This is a genomic window from Clostridium sp. JN-1 (assembly GCF_003718715.1).
Lineage (GTDB): Bacteria > Bacillota > Clostridia > Clostridiales > Clostridiaceae > Clostridium_AV.
The window spans coordinates 887,045-906,956 of sequence record NZ_CP033465.1; the positions used below are offsets into that span (position 1 = coordinate 887,045).

A 19,912-nucleotide genomic window follows, 5' to 3' on the forward strand; every position below is an offset into this window, starting at 1 on the left:
AATTTGCGGTGAAATTTATCGCTTTATAAAATCAATTTTGGGGGGAATAGTTGTGGAAATTAATAAGTTTAAAAGTTCTGTGAAATCTAAAATTTTATTGATACCAATAATTATAATTTTTATTATAATAGCTACTATAGCATGTGTATCTATAAGTATAGCTAAAAACAAAATATTGTTACAGATGAAATCAGATGGTATGACAATAGCAAATCATATTGGAGGTGAAATGGGAAGAAATAATATTTCTATGGATGAATTAAATGAATCAATAGATACTAGAATAAGAACACTTGGAGGTTTTATAGCAATTAATCAAGATAAAATCGATAATGATTATTTGACTACTCTTGCAAATAAATTTGAAGTTGATGAAATAAATGTTACTGATCCGTCTGGAAAGATTATTTATTCAAATTTGCCAACAAGTATAGGTACTGTATTTGATAGTAAAACGGATCCTTATAAAGTTTTAAAGGGAGATAAAGATATTTCTATAGAAGATATTAGAAAAAGTCGTGAAACTAATGATTATTTTAAATATGGATCTATTAAAAAAAGTGATGGAGGAGTTGCCCAAATAGGAATCTTAGCAAACAAAGTTAAAGTTTTAACTTCAAATTTGGAAGCACAAAACTTAATGGAAAGTTTGGCTAAAGATAATGGTATAGTATATGCACTATTTGTGGACAAGAATTTAAAAGTAACAGCTGATAGTGATAAAAATAAAATTGGTACTACTTTAGATGATGTTGGAAGTAGAACTGCTGCTGTTAATGGAAAAGTTTATTCTTCTGAGTATAAGTACGAAAATAAAGTTCAAGTATATGATATATTAGTTCCTGTTGTTAAAAATGGTAAAACTATAGGGGCAATTGATTTGGGAATGTCTATGGAAAATGTAAATAAAACTGTATTTATAATTACTGGTTCCATAATTGTTTTGGCACTTATAGCTTTCGCTGTAGCTGCGATTATACTTATTAAAATTTCAAAAAAAATAACCGCTCCTTTAAATGAATTAGTTGCAGTAGCTAAGAAAATAGAAGATGGGGATCTAAATAATGATATAACTATAAATAATACAGATGAAATTGGTATCTTGGCACGCAGTTTTAGAAATATGAGTGATGGATTAAAAAATACCGTAAATTCTATAATAGAAAATTCCAGTAAAGTTCAATCAATGTCAAATGATTTGAATACAAATGCAGAGCATATTACAAGTGCTGCAAATGAGGTTTCTGGTGCCATACAAGAGGTTGCAAAGGGAACTACAAAACAATCAGAAGATTTGATTTCTATATCAAATAGTATGGACAAACTCGGAGAAGAAATTCAAAATATATTTGATAAACTTTCATATGTTGAGAAAACTTCTAAAACATCAGAAAATAAGGCTGACACCGGAAAAAAGGAAATAAACTTACTTTTGAAATCAATAACTGATGTTAAAAGTTCATTTGAAGAGGTTGTAAAGAGAATAAATAGCTTGAATATAAGTGTTTCTAAGGTTGGAAGTATTACAGAAGTAATAAATGGTATATCAGAACAAACTAATCTTTTAGCATTAAATGCTGCAATAGAAGCATCAAGAGCAGGTGAAGCAGGAAGAGGTTTTTCAGTTGTAGCTGAAGAGGTTAGAACCCTAGCAGAACAATCTCATGAATCAACTGCACAAATACAGAAGCTTATTCAATCTATAAGTGCTGAAACTAAAGATGTAATTTCTACTTCAGGTAAAGTTAACGATGTAGTTAAAAGTCAATCTGCAATAGTAGATAGAGCCATGAATTCATTTGAAGAAATGTCATCATCTATAGCTAAGATAGGTCCTTTAATTGATGATGCATATAAATCAATAAAGACAACTAATGAATCAAAGAATATTATTGTAGGTAAGATTGAATCTGTAACTGCAGTTTCAGAGGAAACATCGGCATCTTCAGAGGAGATAGCTGCATCTTCTGAAGAAATGTTTGCATCATCTGAAAATGCTACAAAATTCTCAGATGATTTAAAGAAAGTTGTAAGTGAACTAAACGAAAAAATATCTAGATTTAAAATTTAATAATTTGTTAAGTAACAGCAATGTAAAATATTGAGCAGAACTTTCAAAGTAAAAACTTAACTCATACTACGAAATATATTTGCAAACTTCAGTATGTTAAAAGGTTTTAACAGCTTTAAGCTTTTAATAATGGTTTTAGACTATTATTAAAAGCTTTTTTTGTAATATAATTTAATTAAACTAAAGTTTGTATTAACTTGATATTTAATGTAATATTTAATCATGATATGTATTTAAAAATATATCATAAATTTGTTAGAAAAGCATTAGTAAAATTTATTGTTTTATAAGATTAGTTAAAGGAGGATATGTTATGAAAAATGTCGGTAAATTTAAAAATTCTATAAAGTTTAAAGTCCTTACAATTCCTATAAGCATAATCTTTGTAGTTATAGCAGCTATAGCATGTGTATCTATAGGAATAGCAAAAAATAAAATAGTATTGCAAATGAAAACTGATGGAATGAGCATAGCAAATCAAATTGCTAGTCAATTAGAAAGAAATAATAGTTCTATAGATGAATTAAACAGTTCCATTGATACTAGAATAAGGACATTAGGCAGCTTCTTGGTAGAAAATTCAGATAAAATTAATAATGATTATTTGACATCTATTGCAAAGCAGTTTGAAGTAGATGAAATAAACTTAACTGATACATCTGGGAAAATAATTTATTCTAATTTACCATCAAGTATAAACTTTGTATTTGACAACAAAATGGATGCTTATAAGGTTTTGAATGGGGATAAAAATATTTCTATAGAAGGTATTAGGAAGAGCAGCAAATCTAATAATTATTATAAATATGGAGCTATTAGAAAAGCTGATGGAGGAATTATTCAAATAGGTATTCTGGCAAATAAAGTTCAAAAGTTAACTTCAAATCTTGAAGCACAAAATTTGTTAGAAAGTCTAGGTAAAGATAAAAGTATAGTATATGCCTTAGTTATAGATAAGAATTTAAAGGTTACAGCTCACAGTGATAAGAGCAAGGTAGGTGCGACCGTAAATAATATTGGAGGTAAAACTGCTGCTGTAGATGGTAAAACATATTCAAGTGAATACAAGTATAATAACAAGCCTGTTTACGATATATTAGTTCCCATAACTAAAAATGGTACAAACATAGGAAAAATAGAGTTGGGAATGTCTATGAAAAATGTAGATAAAACTGTATTTACAATTACTTGTCTTATAGTTATTTTGGCGCTTATAGCTTTTGCTATAGCTGCGATTATACTTATTAAAGTTTCAAAGAGCATAACATCTCCTTTAAATGAAGTAGTTGAAGCGGCTAAAAAAATAGAAAACGGCGACTTGAATAATAACATAACTGTAAATAGTAACGATGAGATTGGCATTTTAGCACATAGTTTTAGAAGTATGAGTGACGGCTTAAAAAATACTATAGAATCTATAAGAGAAAGTTCTACGAGTGTCAAATCAATGTCTGATGATTTAAACACAAATACAGAACATATGAGTGGTTCTGCTAATGAAGTTGCAACTGCTATACAGGAAGTAGCAAAAGGAACTATGCAGCAGTCTAACGATTTAGTGTTTATATCAAACAGTATGGAAAAATTTACAGAAGAGTTTCAAAATGTATTTGATAAACTCTCAAATGTTAAAAAGAGTTCCAATATAACAAAAGAGAAAGCTGATAATGGAAGTGAGCAGGTGAATTTACTTTTACAATCAATAAATGATGTAAAAGTTTCATTTGAGAAGGTTGTAGAAAGAATTAATAGTTTAGATGATAGTGTTTCAAAGGTTGGAAGTATAACTGAAGTAATAAATGGTATATCAGAACAGACAAATCTTCTGGCATTAAATGCAGCAATTGAAGCAGCGAGGGCAGGTGAAGCAGGGAAAGGTTTTTCTGTTGTAGCTGAAGAGGTTAGAACTCTAGCAGAACAATCTAAGGAATCAACCAATCAGATACAATCACTTGTTAAATCAATAAGCATTGAAACTCAAGAAGTAACCTCTACTTCTAATAAAGTTAAAGATTTAGTTAAAGGTCAAACTACTATAGTGGATAATGCTATAGATTCGTTCAAACAGATGTCATCTTCCATACAGGAAATAGGTCCATTAGTTGAAGATGCATATAAGTCTATAAAATCAACGAATGATTCCAAGAACACTATTGCTAGCAAGGTTGAATCGATAACTGCTGTATCACAGGAAACATCTGCATCGTCGGGGGAAATAGCAGCATCATCAGAAGAAATGCTTGCATCATCTGAAAGCGTTGCAAAATTTTCTGAACAACTAAACGAAGTGATAAATAAGCTCAGTGAAAAAGTATCCAAGTTTAAACTATAATAGAAATAGAGTTTCTAGTTTGCGACTAGAAACTCTGTAATATTTATGGAAATATATTTACGAATTTTATAGAATAAATATCTCCAAGCGTTAGCTCACCAGTACTTTCTTCTTTTAAAATAACATAACTTATGCCAACAGTTGTAAGTGTACCTGTACGATCTTGTAAAGTGTTTGTACCGAGTAAAAATGTAATTCTAACTCTTTTACCTATTTGGGTTTTTAAATATCCCTGTGTATATTCAATTCCCAAGATAGTAGGTGAACCAGGTGCTTCTACAAAGTTGGATGTTTGAGGCATTTGACTAGGAGTTGGTACCTCCTTATGTTGATTTTCAGTAGTAGAAGGCGCAGTACTATTAGAAGTACTATCCATTGAATCATCCTTCATTTGGTCGTATGGAAACATATTTGAACTTGGAAAGTTAGGCGGTACAGCTCTATAAAAACAATTCGTGCAATATGAATCAAATTCAGGAAACATCTAATTACCTCCGTTAAATATTAATAGTAAAATAAAAGTTAAGTTTTAGCATAGAGTTCAGTAGGGTTGTAAAAGCAATGGTTTTCAATGGAAACTTGAAAACTACCAGTTCCGTTTGGTGGAAAAGTGTATGGGCATCCAGGAGCAAATGGATTAAAATACCATAGGGAATAACCTATATTGTATAATCTATGACCAGATAGTGCCCAATCCGCTATATCATAGTGAATTTGCTCAGGTGGGCTGGCCCAGATAGTTTGTGGATTAGCAACACCACCTAATACTGATCTCATACAGTCAAATTGACCTTTTTGATATATTACTTTTCTAATATCCCCCTGACATACTTTGTGATATTCACCATAAGGTACTCTAACCCTGTTCATAATAACAGTTGCAACTGCCTTCATACCATTTTCTCCTTCGCCCCCAGCTTCACACTTAATAATACGTGCAAGCAATTCTCTATCTGAGAAAGACATATATTTCACCTCATTTAAAATATTTGTTTAACAAGGCAGTTATAATATACTTAAATCATATGAAAAATAAATATATAATTCAAATCCTCCAATAAAAATTAATTATACAATATTATATTATGATTTAAGCTAAATATGTGTTACAGAAATTAATTGCTAAATTTAAATTTATAAAAAGACAAATTTTTATGAAAGTGTTATAATAACTTCGTAAAAAGATTAGGAGTGATAAAATGAGTGATATTGCAGGAAATGGCTGTGAAGTTATGGTTCCATATAATGAAAGAAAGCCTCTTAGTGAAATAGAAAATAGTATAAGTAAGACGTATAAAAAGCATATTTGGTCCAAGTTTGTAAAAGCTATAAAAGATTTTAAGCTAATACAGGAAGGCGATAAAATTGCTGTAGCTGTATCTGGTGGAAAAGACAGCTTACTTATGGCTAAGTTGTTTCAAAAATTACATAAACATTCACAAGTTAAATTTGAGCTGGAATTTATATCCATGGATCCTGGATATCATCCTGACATAAGAAAACTTTTAATTGATAATTGTGAATATTTAAAAATACCAATTCATATTTTTGAATCTAATATTTTTGAAGTAGTAAATCGCATAGCAAAAGATTATCCATGCTATATGTGTGCGAGGATGCGCAGAGGAAATTTATACTCAAAGGCTCAAGAACTTGGATGTAATAAGCTTGCACTTGGGCACCATTTTAATGATGTTATAGAAACTACATTGTTAAATATATTTTATTCTGGAAACTTTAAAACAATGCTGCCAAAGCTAAAAGCATCTAATTTTAAAGGACTTGAACTTATAAGACCTCTTTATTATATTGAAGAAGATTATATTAAGAAATTTATAAAAAGAAGTGGTATTTGGCCGCTAAATTGTGCTTGTATGGTAGCTGCTAAGAAGACAGGTAACAAACGATATGAAATTAAAGATTTAATTAAAGGGTTAAAAGGCAATTATAAAGATGTTGAAAAATCAATTTTTAAAGCTGCACAAAATGTTAATATGGATTCAATAATAGGCTGGCAAAAGGATGGCAAGAAATATTCTTTCTTAGATTATTATGATGAACAATAAGTACATGTTGTACCATTAATTACATGATTAATTTTTCTAGTATAGTACAAACTATGATTACAATAAAGTATAGTACAAAATACAATATAAAGAGGAGGAGTTAATTATGCCATCCAATAATAATAGAGTCTTAGTACCAGAAGCAAAAGAAGAGTTAAACCAATTTAAAATGGAATCAGCAAAAGAAGTTGGAGTTGATTTGAAAAATGGTTATAATGGAGACTTAACTTCAAGACAAAATGGTTCCGTTGGAGGACAGATGGTTAAAAAGATGATTCAAAGCTATGAACAAGGCTTAAAGTAACATATTAAAAGGGTGTCTGTATCTTAAAAGGTGCAGGCACCTTTTAATTTTATGGAACTTAATTTGAAAAGAATCATACTATAATTTAAGAGTCTATAATATAAAAGAATGGTGATATTGATATGTGTGGTATAGCGGGTGTTATTAATTTTAAAAGGGATTTAACACACGAAAAAAGGATAATAGAATCTATGACGGATACATTAAAGAAAAGGGGCCCAGATTCATATGGATACTATATATCTCAAAATGCATTATTGGGCCACAGACGTCTTATAGTTGTAGATCCAGAAGGTGGAAGTCAGCCTATGATAAAGTTCTGTAATAATAAAAAATATGTAATTGTATATAATGGGGAACTTTATAATACTGAAGATGTAAGAAAGGTTCTATTAAAAGCAGGATATGAATTTCAATCATATTCGGATACAGAAGTACTATTGGCATCATATATACATTGGGGAGAAGATTGTTTAAAGCATATAAATGGTATATTTGCTTTTGGAGTTTACTGTGAAGAAGATAAAAAAGTTTTCCTTGCAAGAGATCAACTTGGAGTAAAACCTCTCTTTTATTCTGTAAAGAATGAAAATTTGATATTTGGATCTGAAATAAAAACTATTTTAGCTAATCCATTGGTAGAGCCAATACTAACTGAAGAAGGACTTACAGAAATATTTGCACTTGGACCAGCAAGGAATATTGGGAGCGGTGTTTTAAAGGATATATTTGAAGTACCACCTGCACATTGTCTTACATTTACACTTGATGGTGTTAAACTCAAGGAATACTGGAAACTCAAGTGTTATCCACATACTGAAACAGCTGATGAAACAGCTTACCATGTGAGAAGCATTTTAGTAGATGCTATAAAACGCCAGCTCTATGCTGATGTTCCAGTATGTACTTTTTTATCAGGAGGATTGGATTCAAGCATAATCTCAGCAGTAGCAGCAAAAGAATTTAAAAATAAAGGTAAGGTATTAAATACTTATGCAATAGATTATGAAGATAATGATTTGTATTTTAAAAATGATGGATTTGTAATAACTACTGATAGTATATGGGCACAAAGAATGTCTGAATTCATAGGAAGCAAGCATCATAAGATATTAAATGACAATGAAAATCTTGCAAAGGCACTTAAAGATGCCGTAGAAGCAAATGACGTTCCAGGTATGGCAGATATAGATTCATCACTTTTCTTATTTTGTAAGGCTGTAAAAAAAGAAAATATTGTTGCACTTTCTGGAGAATGTGCTGATGAAATCTTTGGAGGGTATCCTTGGTTTACTCGAAAAGAAATGGTAAATGCAAATACATTTCCATGGTCAAGATTTGTAAAACAAAGAAGTGAACTACTTTCTCCAGAGTTTAAATCTATAAACTTACAAGAATTTGTGGATCAAAGGTATAAGGAAAATATAAATAAGGTCCCATACTTGGATACAGATACTCCATATGCCAGAAGAATGCGTGAACTAGTTTATTTAAATATTAAGTGGTTTATGATAACTTTACTCACGCGAAAAGATCGTATGAGTATGGCAAATAGTTTAGAAGTTAGAGTACCTTTTGCAGATTACAGATTAGTTGAATATGCATTTAATATTCCCCCAGAAATAAGATTTTATGGGAATAGAGAAAAAGGTATTTTAAGAAAAGCTGCCGAAGGTATTTTGCCGCAGGATGTAGTAGAGAGAAAAAAGAGTCCTTATCCAAAGACATTTGACCCAAGGTATACTTCTATAGTTCAAAAGTGGCTCAGGGAAATTTTAAATGACAAAACTTCTCCTATACTAGATATAATAGATTTGAAAAATGTAAGTGAACTTGTGGAAAGTGGAGGAGAGTCATATAAGACTCCATGGTTTGGTCAGCTTATGAAGGGACCTCAATTAATTGCATATCTAATACAATTAAACTTATGGCTTAAAGAGTATAATGTAAAATTAGTATAAATTCTAGAGGACATAAAAACAGAGGACATAGGACATAGGACAATGAAGGAAGATTTTTTCCGCTGCGCTTACGAAAAATCTTTAATTTAAAACGCGGCTATAGCCGTGTTGTTTCGCTTCAGCGAAACGAGCTATCAAAAATTTAATTAAAGATTTTTTACAGCGCAGCGGAGAAAAATCAACCTTCTCTGTCCTATGTCCTCTGTCCTCTATTTTTATGTCCTCTGTTTTTATTATGAGGAAAATCTTTTTTATGGTATACTGATGTTGAATGTCAATAGGCTAAATATGTAAGGACAGGGGAGTTACAATTTGAAAAAAGGGTATATATATTCTATTTTATCAGCTGTACTTTTTGGAACTTGCGGAATAGTAATTAAAACAGCCTTTTCACAAGGCATAGATTCTATAAGTTTAATAATTTTGCAATATATAGTGTCAATTACAATAATGTTTTTTTATATGCTAATAATGAATAGAAATTTACTTGTAATAAGCAAAACGGATTTATATCATACAGCAGTATTGGGTGTAGTTGGTAACACATTTATGACTGTATTTTATTATCTAGCGTTTAATTATATAGATGTTTCAATGGTTACAATATTACTTTATACATATCCTATAATGGTTTTTATATATTCTGTTATATTTCAAAAAATGAAAATAAGCTTTAACAAGCTTTTTTTATTGATTTTAGCTTTTGCAGGATGTTTCCTAGCACTAGGACTCACAAGTGGAACGAGAACATTTTCAATTAAGGGAGTCGTATATGGCGTTTTATCAGCATTGTTTTATGCATTTATGAACATATATACAGAAAAAAAGATGAGTCATATAAATTCTTTTGTTATTAACTTTTATTCAATTATATTTTCTTTAATATTTTTGATTATTTTAAAGCTGCCATATTTAAATCTTAAACAAAATTTAAATGCAAAGCTCATAGCATGTGTTTTGCTCTTATCTGTAATGTGCGAAATAATACCTTTAACTTTATTGTATTCAGCAATTAAAAGGATTGGTTCCTTAAAAGTTTCTATAATAGGCAATTTAGAAATACCTACAGCCATGTTTTTATCAGTATTGATTTTAGGGGAAAAGGTTACAGTAATTCAGGTATTTGGAGCAGCTATGGTTATATATGCTGTTTATAGTATAAGAAAAGTAAATTAACAAGTCCAATTCTGTTTCCATTGATAATTACTGTTATTAAATGTTAAGCAGCCAATAATATAATATACCAATGATTATATGTTTAAGAAGGATGTGAAGTAAATGAGAAAAAGATTGGTTATTATAGGATATAGTGCATCAACAATTAATATATATCATGAACAAATTACTAGTCTATTTTCGGATGCTGTAATTGTAGATGAATTTTGTGTTGATAATGAAGAGATTAAGCAGGGCTTACAAGCAGATTTAATATTAGTTCAATCCTACAACATTCTTAAAACAATCAAGCAATATATTCAAAAAAAAAGTAAAATTATAATAGTAAATAGAACCATATCTAAAGCTGGGTTAGAAAAAATCATGAGTATTCCAGAGGGTAGACAAGTAATGCTTGTAGATGAGAATGCAGAAATGGCTGCACAAATGGTTTCTGTAATATATCAATTGGGTGCAAGACATATAGAATTAACGCCAGTTTATTGGGGAAGTAATGATATTGCCAAAGGAAAGAGTTTTATTATACTCAGAGAATCAAAATGTATTTCTAGCTCTTCAAAAGAGATTATTAATATTGGAAATACACTCTTAGATATTAGCACAATAATGGATATAGCAGCAGTGTTAGGGCTATCTGATATCTTAGAAAGTCAAAATATTCAAAAAAGTTATAAAGAAATTGTTACTGCGGATTTTGGATTATCGCATTTAATTGGAGAAGCTAATCGGTTTGAAAAAGAATTGGACATTTTGCTTCAAGTTTCAGATGATGGTATTATAGGAATTAATTATGATGGTTTAATATGTACATATAATGAAAGTGCAGAAAAAATTATAGGATATAAAAAACATGATGTTATGTATAAGTATGGGCTGGACGTATTGAATGATATTCCTTTTAAATATGTACTTGAAAGTTTGCAGCCAGTTAAGGAAAAGTTGATAAAAATAAATGGTTATGATGTTGTTGTTTCAGTTGATCCAATAATTCACTCCAATAGATTATATGGAGCAGTTGCTATTATAAGAAAATTCAATGATATAGAAAAGAAACAGCATAAATTGAGGTCGCAGCTTATTGGTAAGGGACATAGAGCTAAATATAACTTTCAGGATATATTAGGGGAGAGTAAAGCAATAAAAAAATGCAAAAATGATGCTGTGAAAATGGCAAAATCCAATTTTACAATATTAATAACTGGAGAAAGCGGTACCGGGAAGGAATTATTTGCCCAAGCCATACATAATAGTTCAAGTAGAAAAGACTATCAGTTTGTAGCTGTCAATTGTGGAGCTTTACCAGAAAACCTTTTGGAAAGTGAACTTTTTGGGTATGAAGAAGGAGCATTTACAGGTGCGCGAAAAGGAGGAAAACCTGGTCTTTTTGAGCTGGCACATAAAGGAACCCTCTTTCTAGATGAAATTGGGGTAATCTCAAAAAACATCCAGATGGAACTTTTAAGAGTTTTACAAGAAAGGCAGGTTATGAGAGTAGGTGGGGATAGGCTAATAGATGTAGACATTAGATTAATAGCTGCTACAAATAGGAATTTAAATGATATGGTTATTAAGGGAGAGTTTCGAGAGGATTTATTTTATAGACTAAATGTACTTAGACTAAAAGTACCAAATTTGAATTCCAGGCGGGAAGACATATTTCTTCTTATAAATCAATTTAAAGAAGAGCTTAATGGTAAGTTTGAAATGGATGAAGATGTTAAAAGGGTATTTTTAAATCATGATTGGAAGGGAAATGTAAGGGAATTAAAAAATTATGTTGAATATATAATAAGTCTTGAAATAAAAAAAGTTCATATTGAAGATTTACCATTTGAAGATAGAAAAAGTTTGAAGAATAACATGCTCAATAATGATGAAAAAATTTTGATGAATAAATTAATAAAAATAGCAGGTAAAAATATTAAAAAATATATCTTTGTCTTAAAAGAACTGGAAAAAGGGTTCAAGGAAAATAAGAGATTAGGAAGAAGAAGCATTTTTCAAAAATCTCAAGAAAATAACATTTTTATTAGTGAACAAGAAATAAGAACTATTTTAGTTAATTTAGGAAAATATCAAATGGTAGAAATATTTAAGGGAAGGACAGGTACGGTAATTACTGAATCCGGAAGAAAGTTGCTTGAGTATTTAAAGGGTTAATAGGTAAAACCGCAGATACCTATTAACCCTCTTAGTAAGTTTTTTGTAAATTTTTTCAAGACCAAAGTACCATTTAGTAACAAGTTTGGAAATTGGTATAATATTTGCTTAACATACTTTATACAATGAGTATGAAATAAAAAGGAGAGAAAAATATGAAAAAGTTATTAACGGGGAATGAAGCTGTTGCACGTGGTGCATGGGAAGCAGGGGTAAGATTTGCATCTGCATATCCAGGAACACCAAGTACAGAAATATTAGAAAATGTTGCATTGTATAAAGATGATGTTTTAGCTGAATGGGCTACAAATGAAAAAGTTGCTTTAGAATCTGTAATAGGAGCATCTTATGCAGGAGCTAGAGCCATGGCATCTATGAAACATGTTGGACTTAATGTTGCTTCAGATCCACTTTTTACTTCATCTTATACAGGAGTTAATGGTGGACTTGTTGTGGTTACAGCAGATGAACCAGGAATGCATTCATCACAAGATGAACAAGATAATAGAAACTATGCAAGGGCTGCAAAAATTCCAATGTTAGAACCGTCAGATAGCCAGGAAGCAAAAGATATGATTAGACAAGCTTTTGAGATAAGTGAAAAATATGGTACTCCAGTACTTTATAGACTTACCACTAGGCTTTGTCATTCCAAGGGTATAGTTGAGTGTGGAGACAGAACGGAAGTTCCAATAAAGGAATATGTTAAAGATGCATCAAAACGTATCCCAGTTCCAGCATTTGCAGTAGGAATGAGAATAAGAGTAGAAGAAAGACAAAATAAATTAGCAGAGCTTTCAGATAATACACATTTAAATTATATAGAAATGCATGATACCAAAATAGGTGTAGCTGCGTCAGGATGCTGCTATAAGTTTGCAAAGGAAGTTTTTGGAGATAAGGCATCTTATCTAAAATTAGGATTTACAAATCCATATCCCCAAAAATTGATGAAAGAGTTTGCTTCAAAGGTAGATAAAATTTATGTAATAGAAGAAAACGATCCCGTAATTGAAAATGAATTAAAAATGCTCGGAATAAAGTGCCATGGTAAAGACACATTCCCATTCTGTAATGAAATTACTCCAGATATAATAAGAAAAGCAGTTTATGGCAAATTTAATAAAACTATAGAATACGATGAAAATAAAATAGTTGCAAGACCACCAGGATTTTGTGCAGGATGTCCTCATAGAGGTTTCTTCTATGAAGTAGGAAAGAGAAAGGATGCTGTTATATCAGGAGATATAGGATGTTATTCATTGGGCTTTGCTGAACCATATAATGCTATGGACTTTTCATTATGCATGGGTGCAAGTTTTAGTATGGGACATGGAGCACAGCAAGTGTTCAATATGAAGAATGATCATAGTAAAAGAGTAGTATCAGTACTTGGAGATTCAACATTTTTCCATACTGGTATAAATTCATTAATTGACGTTGCTTATAACAAAGGTAATTCTATAAATGTAATTTTAGATAATAGAATTACTGGCATGACAGGACATCAACAGAATCCAGGAACAGGTTATACACTTCAAGGTAAAAAAACAGAAGCAATAAGTATAGAAGCTTTAGTAAAAGCATGTGGAATTAAAAATGTAAGAGTAGTAAATCCCAACAATTTAAAAGAAGTAAAAGAAACTTTGGACTGGGCTTTTGATTTAGATGAAGCATCAGTAATTATAACTAGATGGCCCTGCGTACTTAAAAAATTATCCGTAGAAGATAAGGAAGAATTTAAAGATGTATTTAAAGAAAAATGCACAGTAAATAAAGAAAAATGTATAGGATGTAAAAAGTGTACACGTACAGGCTGCCCGGCAATATCCTTTAATAAAGTAGAAAAGAAAGCGTCAATAGATCCTGCACCATGTGTTGGCTGTGAAGTATGTAAGCAAGTATGTCCAGCAGGTGCAATTGAAAAGGAGGTAAAATAACATGACTAAAAATATATTGTTAGTTGGGGTAGGTGGACAAGGTACAATTCTTGCCAGTAAGCTTTTAACAACTGGCTTAATGCAAGAAGGTTATGATGTTAAGATGAGTGAAATACATGGAATGTCTCAAAGAGGAGGCTCTGTATCATCACAGGTTAGATATGGTGAAAAGGTTGAATCACCAGTTATAGAAATTGGTGGGGCAGATATATTAGTATCATTTGAAAAAATGGAAGCATTAAGATGGCTTAAATATTTAAAACCGGAAGGAAAAGTTGTAGTTAATGATTGTCAGATCGATTCAATGCCTATTCTTAATGGAAAAGCAGAGTATCCAGAAGGAATAATAGAAGAATTACAAAGCAAAGTTCCTACAACTGTCATAGATGCACTTGGAAAAGCTAATGAGCTTGGTAATCTTAAGGTAGCAAATATTATACTTTTAGGTACTTTAGTTAGAAAAATGGGGCTAGAAGGCATAGATTGGAAAAAGATTATAAGTGAAAATGTAAAAGAAAAATTTATTGATATAAATATTAAAGCATTTAATGTGGGAATGAAATTAGCATAATCTGTTACAACAAATAAATAACATAAGGCAGCTAGTTATGAGACTGTTTAAAAGGAGTGAGAGATAATGATATCAAAAGAAATGTATGAATTAGGAGCAAAACGCTCTGTAATAAGAGAATTATTTGAATATGGAAAGCAGCAATCTGCAATTGTTGGAAAAGAAAATGTATTTGACTTCAGTATTGGAAATCCAACTGTTCCAGCACCAGACTGTGTAAAAGAATCTATAATAGAACTGCTGAAAACAAAAAAATCAGATGAAATTCACGGCTATACTTCTGCACAGGGGGATTTTGAAGTAAGAAAATGTCTAGCTGATTATATGAACAACACATATAATTGTAAGCTTAAAGCAGAGAATTTTTATATGACATGCGGTGCAGCGGCTTCACTGTCTATTACACTTAAGGCTCTTACTGTAAATTCCGATGATGAATTTATTATTATTGCACCTTATTTTCCAGAATATAGAGTATTTATAAAAAATTCAGGCGCAAAGGCTGTAGTAGTACCGGCAGATGCAAAAGATTTTCAAATTCAGGTGGATTTACTAGAAAAGTCTATTAATTCTCATACAAAAGGAATTATAATAAATTCCCCTAATAATCCATCAGGCGTTGTTTATTCAGAAAAAACATTAAAATCTTTAGCAGATTTATTAAAAAAGAAATCTAAGGAATATCAAAAACCTTTGTATATAATATCAGATGAACCTTACAGGGAGATTGTTTATGATGGCATACAGATACCATATATTCCAGATTATTATGAGAATACAATTGTATGCTATTCATACAGTAAATCACTTTCACTTCCAGGAGAACGAATAGGATATATTTTGATTCCTGACTGCTTGGAAAATGCCAAGGATGTCTATACCGCTGTATGTGGAGCAGGGCGTTCTCTTGGGTACGTATGTGCTCCAAGTTTGTTCCAAAGGGTAATTATGAAGTGTATGGGAGAGACGTCAGATATAGCATTATATGATACAAATAGAAAATTATTATATGATGGACTTAGTAAAATGGGTTATCAATGTATTAGACCAGATGGTGCATTTTACTTGTTTGTAAAATCACTGGAAGAAAATGCTGTTAATTTTTCTGAAAATGCAAAAAAACTTAATCTTCTTATTGTGCCATCAGATGATTTTGGATGTCCAGGATATGTAAGGGTATCTTATTGTGTTGATACAGAGATGATAAAAAGATCTTTTGATGTATTTCAGAAACTAAAAGATTCATATGAAGTAAGGTAAAGGAAATCTTGACTGGAAATGAAGCCATAGTCAGAAGAGCATATTTTAGTTATGATGTTAGATGCTGTACATTATGAACTTCCAAACCATTGAAAGCAATAGATTCAAGTATATGCATGGGAGCATCGATTATTGCAGAAGTTTCGCACTTGAAAATTTTTAGGGACGATGTCAGCTGGCTTATAAGTATTTGTATCTAACTTAAGAAAAAAGTTTGAAAAATAAAAGCATCCCTTTTATAATGATTCTGCTAAGAAACTCAAAAGAAAGGGATGCTTGAAAATGGGAAAGAATTGTTTAAAACAAATTCTCACCTACATTAATAAGGTATACTATGCTGGCAAAAAAATCAACAGTGTAAAGGATTACAATTCTAGTAAAAATTCTATTTTTACTGTAATCTAGGCGCGAACTCTCTGCGATTATTGCTGTTCATTGATTTGAAAAAGTTAGCAGGATAATAAATGATAGTACTGCAATTCGTAATATGCAATTTATACACAAAATATTCATTGATTTTGTATAAATATTCTCTCAGCAAATGTCACAAAACCGGATTATATCATCAAATAATTTTAGATATTGTTTCAAATTACGGATTGAATATGATATTAGAAAAAAATGCTTATACTTGTTCTTTTCTTATATGAAGAATGTTCAGAAGATTTTAAATATTGAGAGGAGAATTTAATATGAAAGTAAAAGAACAAGGCAAGAAGGGTAATTTGAAAAAAAGACATTTGGAAATGATTTCATTAGGAAGTGCAATTGGAACTGGTATATTTCTGGTCTCGTCAGAAACAATTCAGATGGCTGGACCTGCTGTGATGTTGTCGTATGCTATAGCTGGATTCGTTATCTTTTTAATTCTGAGAATGTTAGGTGAAATGACTATAGAAAATCCTGATCCCGGTTCATATTGTACATATGCTGAACAATACTGGGGTAAATTGCCAGGTTTTATTGTTGGATGGAATTGGTGGTATACATGTATTGTTGTAAGTATGCTGGAATTAACAGCAGCTTGTGTCTTTATGGATTACTGGTTTCCACATTTGCCGCATTGGATTACAGTCCTTGTATTATTGTCAATTATCTATGCTGTAAATATGATTAATGCAAAAGCTTTTGGTGAATTTGAGTTTTGGTTTTCACTTATAAAGGTAATGGCAGTTCTTTTAATAATAGTTTTAGGCATTGCCATGATTTTAGGAATCAAAGGGGGAAAGCCTACAGGTTTTAGTAACCTTTGGGCGCATGGAGGATTCTTTCCAAAAGGTGCAAAAGGAGTATTATTTGCTCTTTTATCGGCTTCATTTGCTTTCGGTGGAATTGAATCTATAGGAACAACAGCTGGAGAAACTGAAGATTTAGAAACTACACTTCCAAAGTCGATTAACAAAATATTTTGGCTGCGAGTTCTTATATTTTATATAGGAGCTATTGGAGTCATATTAATTATTTGGCCTTGGACCAAAATTGCAATAAATACTAGTCCGTTTGTTATGGCTATGGATGGATTGGGGATAAAATCAGCAGCAGCTATTATGAATATAGTTTGCATAATTGCTTGTCTTTCGGTGTTTAATTGCATGGTTTTTAGTAATCCAAGGATACTTTGCAGTCTTGCTCAAAATGGAAGTGCACCTAAGTTTTTGACTAAAAAAAACAAAGCTGGCGTGCCAACTACAGGTCTTAAAATAAATGCAGCTATAACTTTATTGGTAGTAGTTTTAAACTATTTTTTCCCGCATCTATTTAACTATCTTGTATCAATAGTACTTGTATCAGAAATTATTACTTGGTCGGCAATTGCTATTACTAACATTCACTTTCATAAAAAATTGGGTAAAAAGGCTAGTGAGCTAAAATTCAAAGTTCCATTTTATCCATACTCAAATTATTTTTGTTTAGCTTATTTAGCTTTACTATTAGTTTTGATGATAATAGTGCCTAGTTACAGAATAGGTATTATTGCCTTGCCAATATGGTTATGCGTATTGTTTATAGGCTATAAGTGTAAACAAATGTATGATAGTAAGTCTGTTAGTAAGATAGAAGAAAGTAATCAAATTAAACAGATTAAATAAGAATTCTAGGTAAAACTCTATTTAATATTAATATGTTTTAGCGGATGGCGAGAGCCACTCGCTAAATAAGAATTTGATAAAAATTAGTATTAATCGAATAGATTGTAGCTATATTTAATATATATTAATATAGATTTTAAATACTTAATCATACTGTAAGATGGAGGTAATTACTAATGAATATTATAGTTTTGATTAAACAGGTTCCCGATATGGAGAAAGTAAAGTTTGATAGAGAAAAGGGTGTAGTAGATCGTAAATCAGCAGGTACAGAAATCAATCCATTTGATTTAAATGCACTTGAAGCTGCTGTAGAGATAAGTGAAAAAGTTGATACAAAAATTACAGCAGTAAGCATGGGACCTCCAAGCGCAAAAGATGCCTTAAAGGAATGTATTGCAAGAGGTGCCAATGAAGGAGTGCTTGTAAGTGATGTAAAATTTGGTGGATCAGATACTAGGGCAACATCAATTATACTTGCAAGTGCAATCAAGAAATTAGGTGATTTTGATCTTATAATTGCAGGCGAAAAGACAGTAGATGGAGACACAGGACAAGTTGGTCCTGAAATTGCAGAATTCTTAAATATACCACATGCAAGTTATATAAGTAAGATTGAAGATGTAAGTGATGCGGAAATCAAAGTTTGTTCAGAAATTTGTGACGGCACTTATTTAAAACAAGCTAAATTACCTTTACTGATTACTGTTACTAAAGATATTAATGAACCTAGACTTCCTTCATTTAAAAATAAAATGAAGGCAAGAAAAGCAGAGATAAATGTTTTGAGTTTTAATGATTTAAAAGAATATTTAGATGAGAGTAAAGTAGGATTTAACGGCTCACCAACAAAAGTAAAAAAGATAGAAGTTCCTCCTGCACAGACAAGAGAAGGAAAAATTTATAGAGCAGAAAATACATCTGAAGCTGAAGACAAGCTTATTGATATATTCAGAAAAAAGAAAGCTTTGGAGGTATAATTATGATTAAAAAATACAATGGAATATTAGTATTTGCCGAGCAAAAGAATGGACAAATTCATAAAGTTAGTTTTGAACTGCTTGGAAAAGCAAAAGAGCTTGCACAAAAATTAAAAACACCTGTATATAGTGTGATTTTAGGACCAGAAGGCATGGATGTTCAAGAACTCATATATAAGGGAGCAGACAAGGTTTTTTACATAAGTGGAAGTGAATTTGATGAACCTGAAGAACTGATTTATAAAATCAATTTGGAAAGCTTAATAAATGAGGTCAAGCCTGAAATTTGTTTAATTGGAGCAACTAGTCTTGGAAGATCCCTGGCACCAAGACTTGCAGCTGCACTTGGTACAGGCTTAACAGCAGATTGTACAGGACTTGAAGTAGATGAAGATGGGAAATTAGTTCAAATAAGGCCAGCATTTAGCGAGAACATACTGGCACATATAAAAACTGACACTTATCCCCAAATGGCAACAGTAAGGTATAAAGAATTTAATGAAATACCTAGAAATGAAAAAAATACAGGAGAAATTGTAAAAGTAAATGCGATAAAACAAGAAGTCAATCTAGTTAAAATTATAAAGAAATTGAAATCACAAGAAGTCAACATTTCAGATGCGAATGTAGTAGTTGCAGTTGGCAGAGGATTAAAGAAGGCTGAAGATATTGCAATGATAAAGGAACTTGCTGATCTATTAGGAGGAGTAGTTGGAGCAAGCAGAAGTATTGTAGATGATGGACTTATTTCTAAAGATTTTCAAGTTGGATACAGTGGAAATAGAGTAAAACCAAAGTTATACATTGCTTGTGGAATTTCTGGGGCACCGCAGCATTTAGCAGGTATGAAGGAATCTGAGTTCATTGCAGCAATTAATACTGATCCATCAGCTCCAATATTTAATGCAGCTGATTATGGTATAGTTGATGACATGTATAAAGTAATACCAGATTTAATAAATAAAATAAAAAATAGTTAGACTTTAATTTGTTTAGTAAAG

General features: G+C 31.0%; 15 protein-coding genes. 13 read left to right on the forward strand and 2 right to left on the reverse strand.

Going from position 1 to position 19,912, the window contains the following annotated elements; translation table 11 throughout:
* The first annotated feature begins 52 nt into the window (after positions 1 to 52).
* Together EBB51_RS04400 and EBB51_RS04405 are read left to right on the forward strand one after the other, a co-directional pair.
* The gene (locus tag EBB51_RS04400; protein WP_243103911.1) at positions 53 to 2,071 is read left to right on the forward strand and encodes a methyl-accepting chemotaxis protein; all 2,019 of its coding nucleotides are present in this window, start codon (positions 53 to 55) and stop codon (positions 2,069 to 2,071) included.
* A 313-nt stretch (positions 2,072 to 2,384) separates the two neighbouring features.
* On the forward strand, positions 2,385 to 4,403 hold the full coding sequence (locus EBB51_RS04405; protein WP_123053346.1) for a methyl-accepting chemotaxis protein: 2,019 nt from the start codon (positions 2,385 to 2,387) through the stop codon (positions 4,401 to 4,403).
* 43 nt (positions 4,404 to 4,446) lie between these two features.
* Here the strand turns inward: EBB51_RS04405 and EBB51_RS04410 are convergent, their stop codons facing one another.
* Together EBB51_RS04410 and EBB51_RS04415 are read right to left on the reverse strand one after the other, a co-directional pair.
* Complete coding sequence (locus EBB51_RS04410; protein WP_123053347.1) at positions 4,447 to 4,887, reverse strand: hypothetical protein; 441 nt, start codon at positions 4,885 to 4,887, stop codon at positions 4,447 to 4,449.
* Between the two features lie 38 nt (positions 4,888 to 4,925).
* On the reverse strand, positions 4,926 to 5,369 hold the full coding sequence (locus EBB51_RS04415) for a cell wall hydrolase (protein WP_123053348.1): 444 nt from the start codon (positions 5,367 to 5,369) through the stop codon (positions 4,926 to 4,928).
* 233 nt (positions 5,370 to 5,602) lie between these two features.
* Here EBB51_RS04415 and EBB51_RS04420 point away from each other — a divergent pair, with 233 nt between their 5' ends.
* From EBB51_RS04420 to EBB51_RS04470, 11 genes are all read left to right on the forward strand, one after another.
* Positions 5,603 to 6,469 (forward strand): ATP-binding protein, encoded by an 867-nt coding sequence (locus EBB51_RS04420; protein WP_123053349.1) that lies wholly within the window; start codon positions 5,603 to 5,605, stop codon positions 6,467 to 6,469.
* 106 nt (positions 6,470 to 6,575) lie between these two features.
* Complete coding sequence (locus tag EBB51_RS04425; RefSeq protein ID WP_123053350.1) at positions 6,576 to 6,773, forward strand: alpha/beta-type small acid-soluble spore protein; 198 nt, start codon at positions 6,576 to 6,578, stop codon at positions 6,771 to 6,773.
* 122 nt (positions 6,774 to 6,895) lie between these two features.
* Positions 6,896 to 8,734, forward strand: coding sequence for an asparagine synthase (glutamine-hydrolyzing) (gene asnB / locus EBB51_RS04430; protein WP_123053351.1), 1,839 nt, complete (start codon positions 6,896 to 6,898; stop codon positions 8,732 to 8,734).
* A gap of 312 nt (positions 8,735 to 9,046) precedes the next feature.
* On the forward strand, positions 9,047 to 9,910 hold the full coding sequence (locus EBB51_RS04435) for a DMT family transporter (protein WP_123053352.1): 864 nt from the start codon (positions 9,047 to 9,049) through the stop codon (positions 9,908 to 9,910).
* Positions 9,911 to 10,012: 102 nt separating this feature from the next.
* Entirely contained in the window at positions 10,013 to 12,070 is a 2,058-nt protein-coding gene (locus tag EBB51_RS04440; protein ID WP_123053353.1) for a sigma 54-interacting transcriptional regulator, read from the forward strand.
* 155 nt (positions 12,071 to 12,225) lie between these two features.
* The gene (gene iorA, locus EBB51_RS04445; RefSeq protein ID WP_123053354.1) at positions 12,226 to 14,010 is read left to right on the forward strand and encodes an indolepyruvate ferredoxin oxidoreductase subunit alpha; all 1,785 of its coding nucleotides are present in this window, start codon (positions 12,226 to 12,228) and stop codon (positions 14,008 to 14,010) included.
* A gap of 1 nt (position 14,011) precedes the next feature.
* Entirely contained in the window at positions 14,012 to 14,581 is a 570-nt protein-coding gene (locus tag EBB51_RS04450) for an indolepyruvate oxidoreductase subunit beta (protein ID WP_123053355.1), read from the forward strand.
* Positions 14,582 to 14,647: 66 nt separating this feature from the next.
* Positions 14,648 to 15,841 carry a pyridoxal phosphate-dependent aminotransferase gene (locus EBB51_RS04455; protein WP_123053356.1) on the forward strand — a complete coding sequence of 398 codons (1,194 nt, stop codon included), beginning with the start codon at positions 14,648 to 14,650 and terminating at the stop codon, positions 15,839 to 15,841.
* A 692-nt stretch (positions 15,842 to 16,533) separates the two neighbouring features.
* Complete coding sequence (locus EBB51_RS04460; RefSeq protein WP_123053357.1) at positions 16,534 to 17,931, forward strand: amino acid permease; 1,398 nt, start codon at positions 16,534 to 16,536, stop codon at positions 17,929 to 17,931.
* A gap of 176 nt (positions 17,932 to 18,107) precedes the next feature.
* Positions 18,108 to 18,911 carry an electron transfer flavoprotein subunit beta/FixA family protein gene (locus EBB51_RS04465; protein WP_123053358.1) on the forward strand — a complete coding sequence of 268 codons (804 nt, stop codon included), beginning with the start codon at positions 18,108 to 18,110 and terminating at the stop codon, positions 18,909 to 18,911.
* Positions 18,912 to 18,913: 2 nt separating this feature from the next.
* Positions 18,914 to 19,891 carry an electron transfer flavoprotein subunit alpha/FixB family protein gene (locus EBB51_RS04470; protein WP_123053359.1) on the forward strand — a complete coding sequence of 326 codons (978 nt, stop codon included), beginning with the start codon at positions 18,914 to 18,916 and terminating at the stop codon, positions 19,889 to 19,891.
* The last annotated feature ends 21 nt before the right edge of the window (positions 19,892 to 19,912 follow it).

Bases quoted from the DNA above. Each gene is read 5' to 3' on its own strand.
- EBB51_RS04440 (WP_123053353.1), top strand. From the start codon at position 10,013: ATGAGAAAAAGATTGGTTATTATAGGATATAGTGCATCAACAATTAAT.
- EBB51_RS04450 (WP_123053355.1), top strand. From the start codon at position 14,012: ATGACTAAAAATATATTGTTAGTTGGGGTAGGTGGACAAGGTACAATT.
- EBB51_RS04465 (WP_123053358.1), top strand. From the start codon at position 18,108: ATGAATATTATAGTTTTGATTAAACAGGTTCCCGATATGGAGAAAGTA.
- EBB51_RS04410 (WP_123053347.1), bottom strand. From the start codon at position 4,887: ATGTTTCCTGAATTTGATTCATATTGCACGAATTGTTTTTATAGAGCT.
- EBB51_RS04425 (WP_123053350.1), top strand. From the start codon at position 6,576: ATGCCATCCAATAATAATAGAGTCTTAGTACCAGAAGCAAAAGAAGAG.
- iorA (WP_123053354.1), top strand. From the start codon at position 12,226: ATGAAAAAGTTATTAACGGGGAATGAAGCTGTTGCACGTGGTGCATGG.
- EBB51_RS04470 (WP_123053359.1), top strand. From the start codon at position 18,914: ATGATTAAAAAATACAATGGAATATTAGTATTTGCCGAGCAAAAGAAT.
- EBB51_RS04460 (WP_123053357.1), top strand. From the start codon at position 16,534: ATGAAAGTAAAAGAACAAGGCAAGAAGGGTAATTTGAAAAAAAGACAT.
- EBB51_RS04415 (WP_123053348.1), bottom strand. From the start codon at position 5,369: ATGTCTTTCTCAGATAGAGAATTGCTTGCACGTATTATTAAGTGTGAA.
- EBB51_RS04405 (WP_123053346.1), top strand. From the start codon at position 2,385: ATGAAAAATGTCGGTAAATTTAAAAATTCTATAAAGTTTAAAGTCCTT.
- asnB (WP_123053351.1), top strand. From the start codon at position 6,896: ATGTGTGGTATAGCGGGTGTTATTAATTTTAAAAGGGATTTAACACAC.
- EBB51_RS04420 (WP_123053349.1), top strand. From the start codon at position 5,603: ATGAGTGATATTGCAGGAAATGGCTGTGAAGTTATGGTTCCATATAAT.
- EBB51_RS04455 (WP_123053356.1), top strand. From the start codon at position 14,648: ATGATATCAAAAGAAATGTATGAATTAGGAGCAAAACGCTCTGTAATA.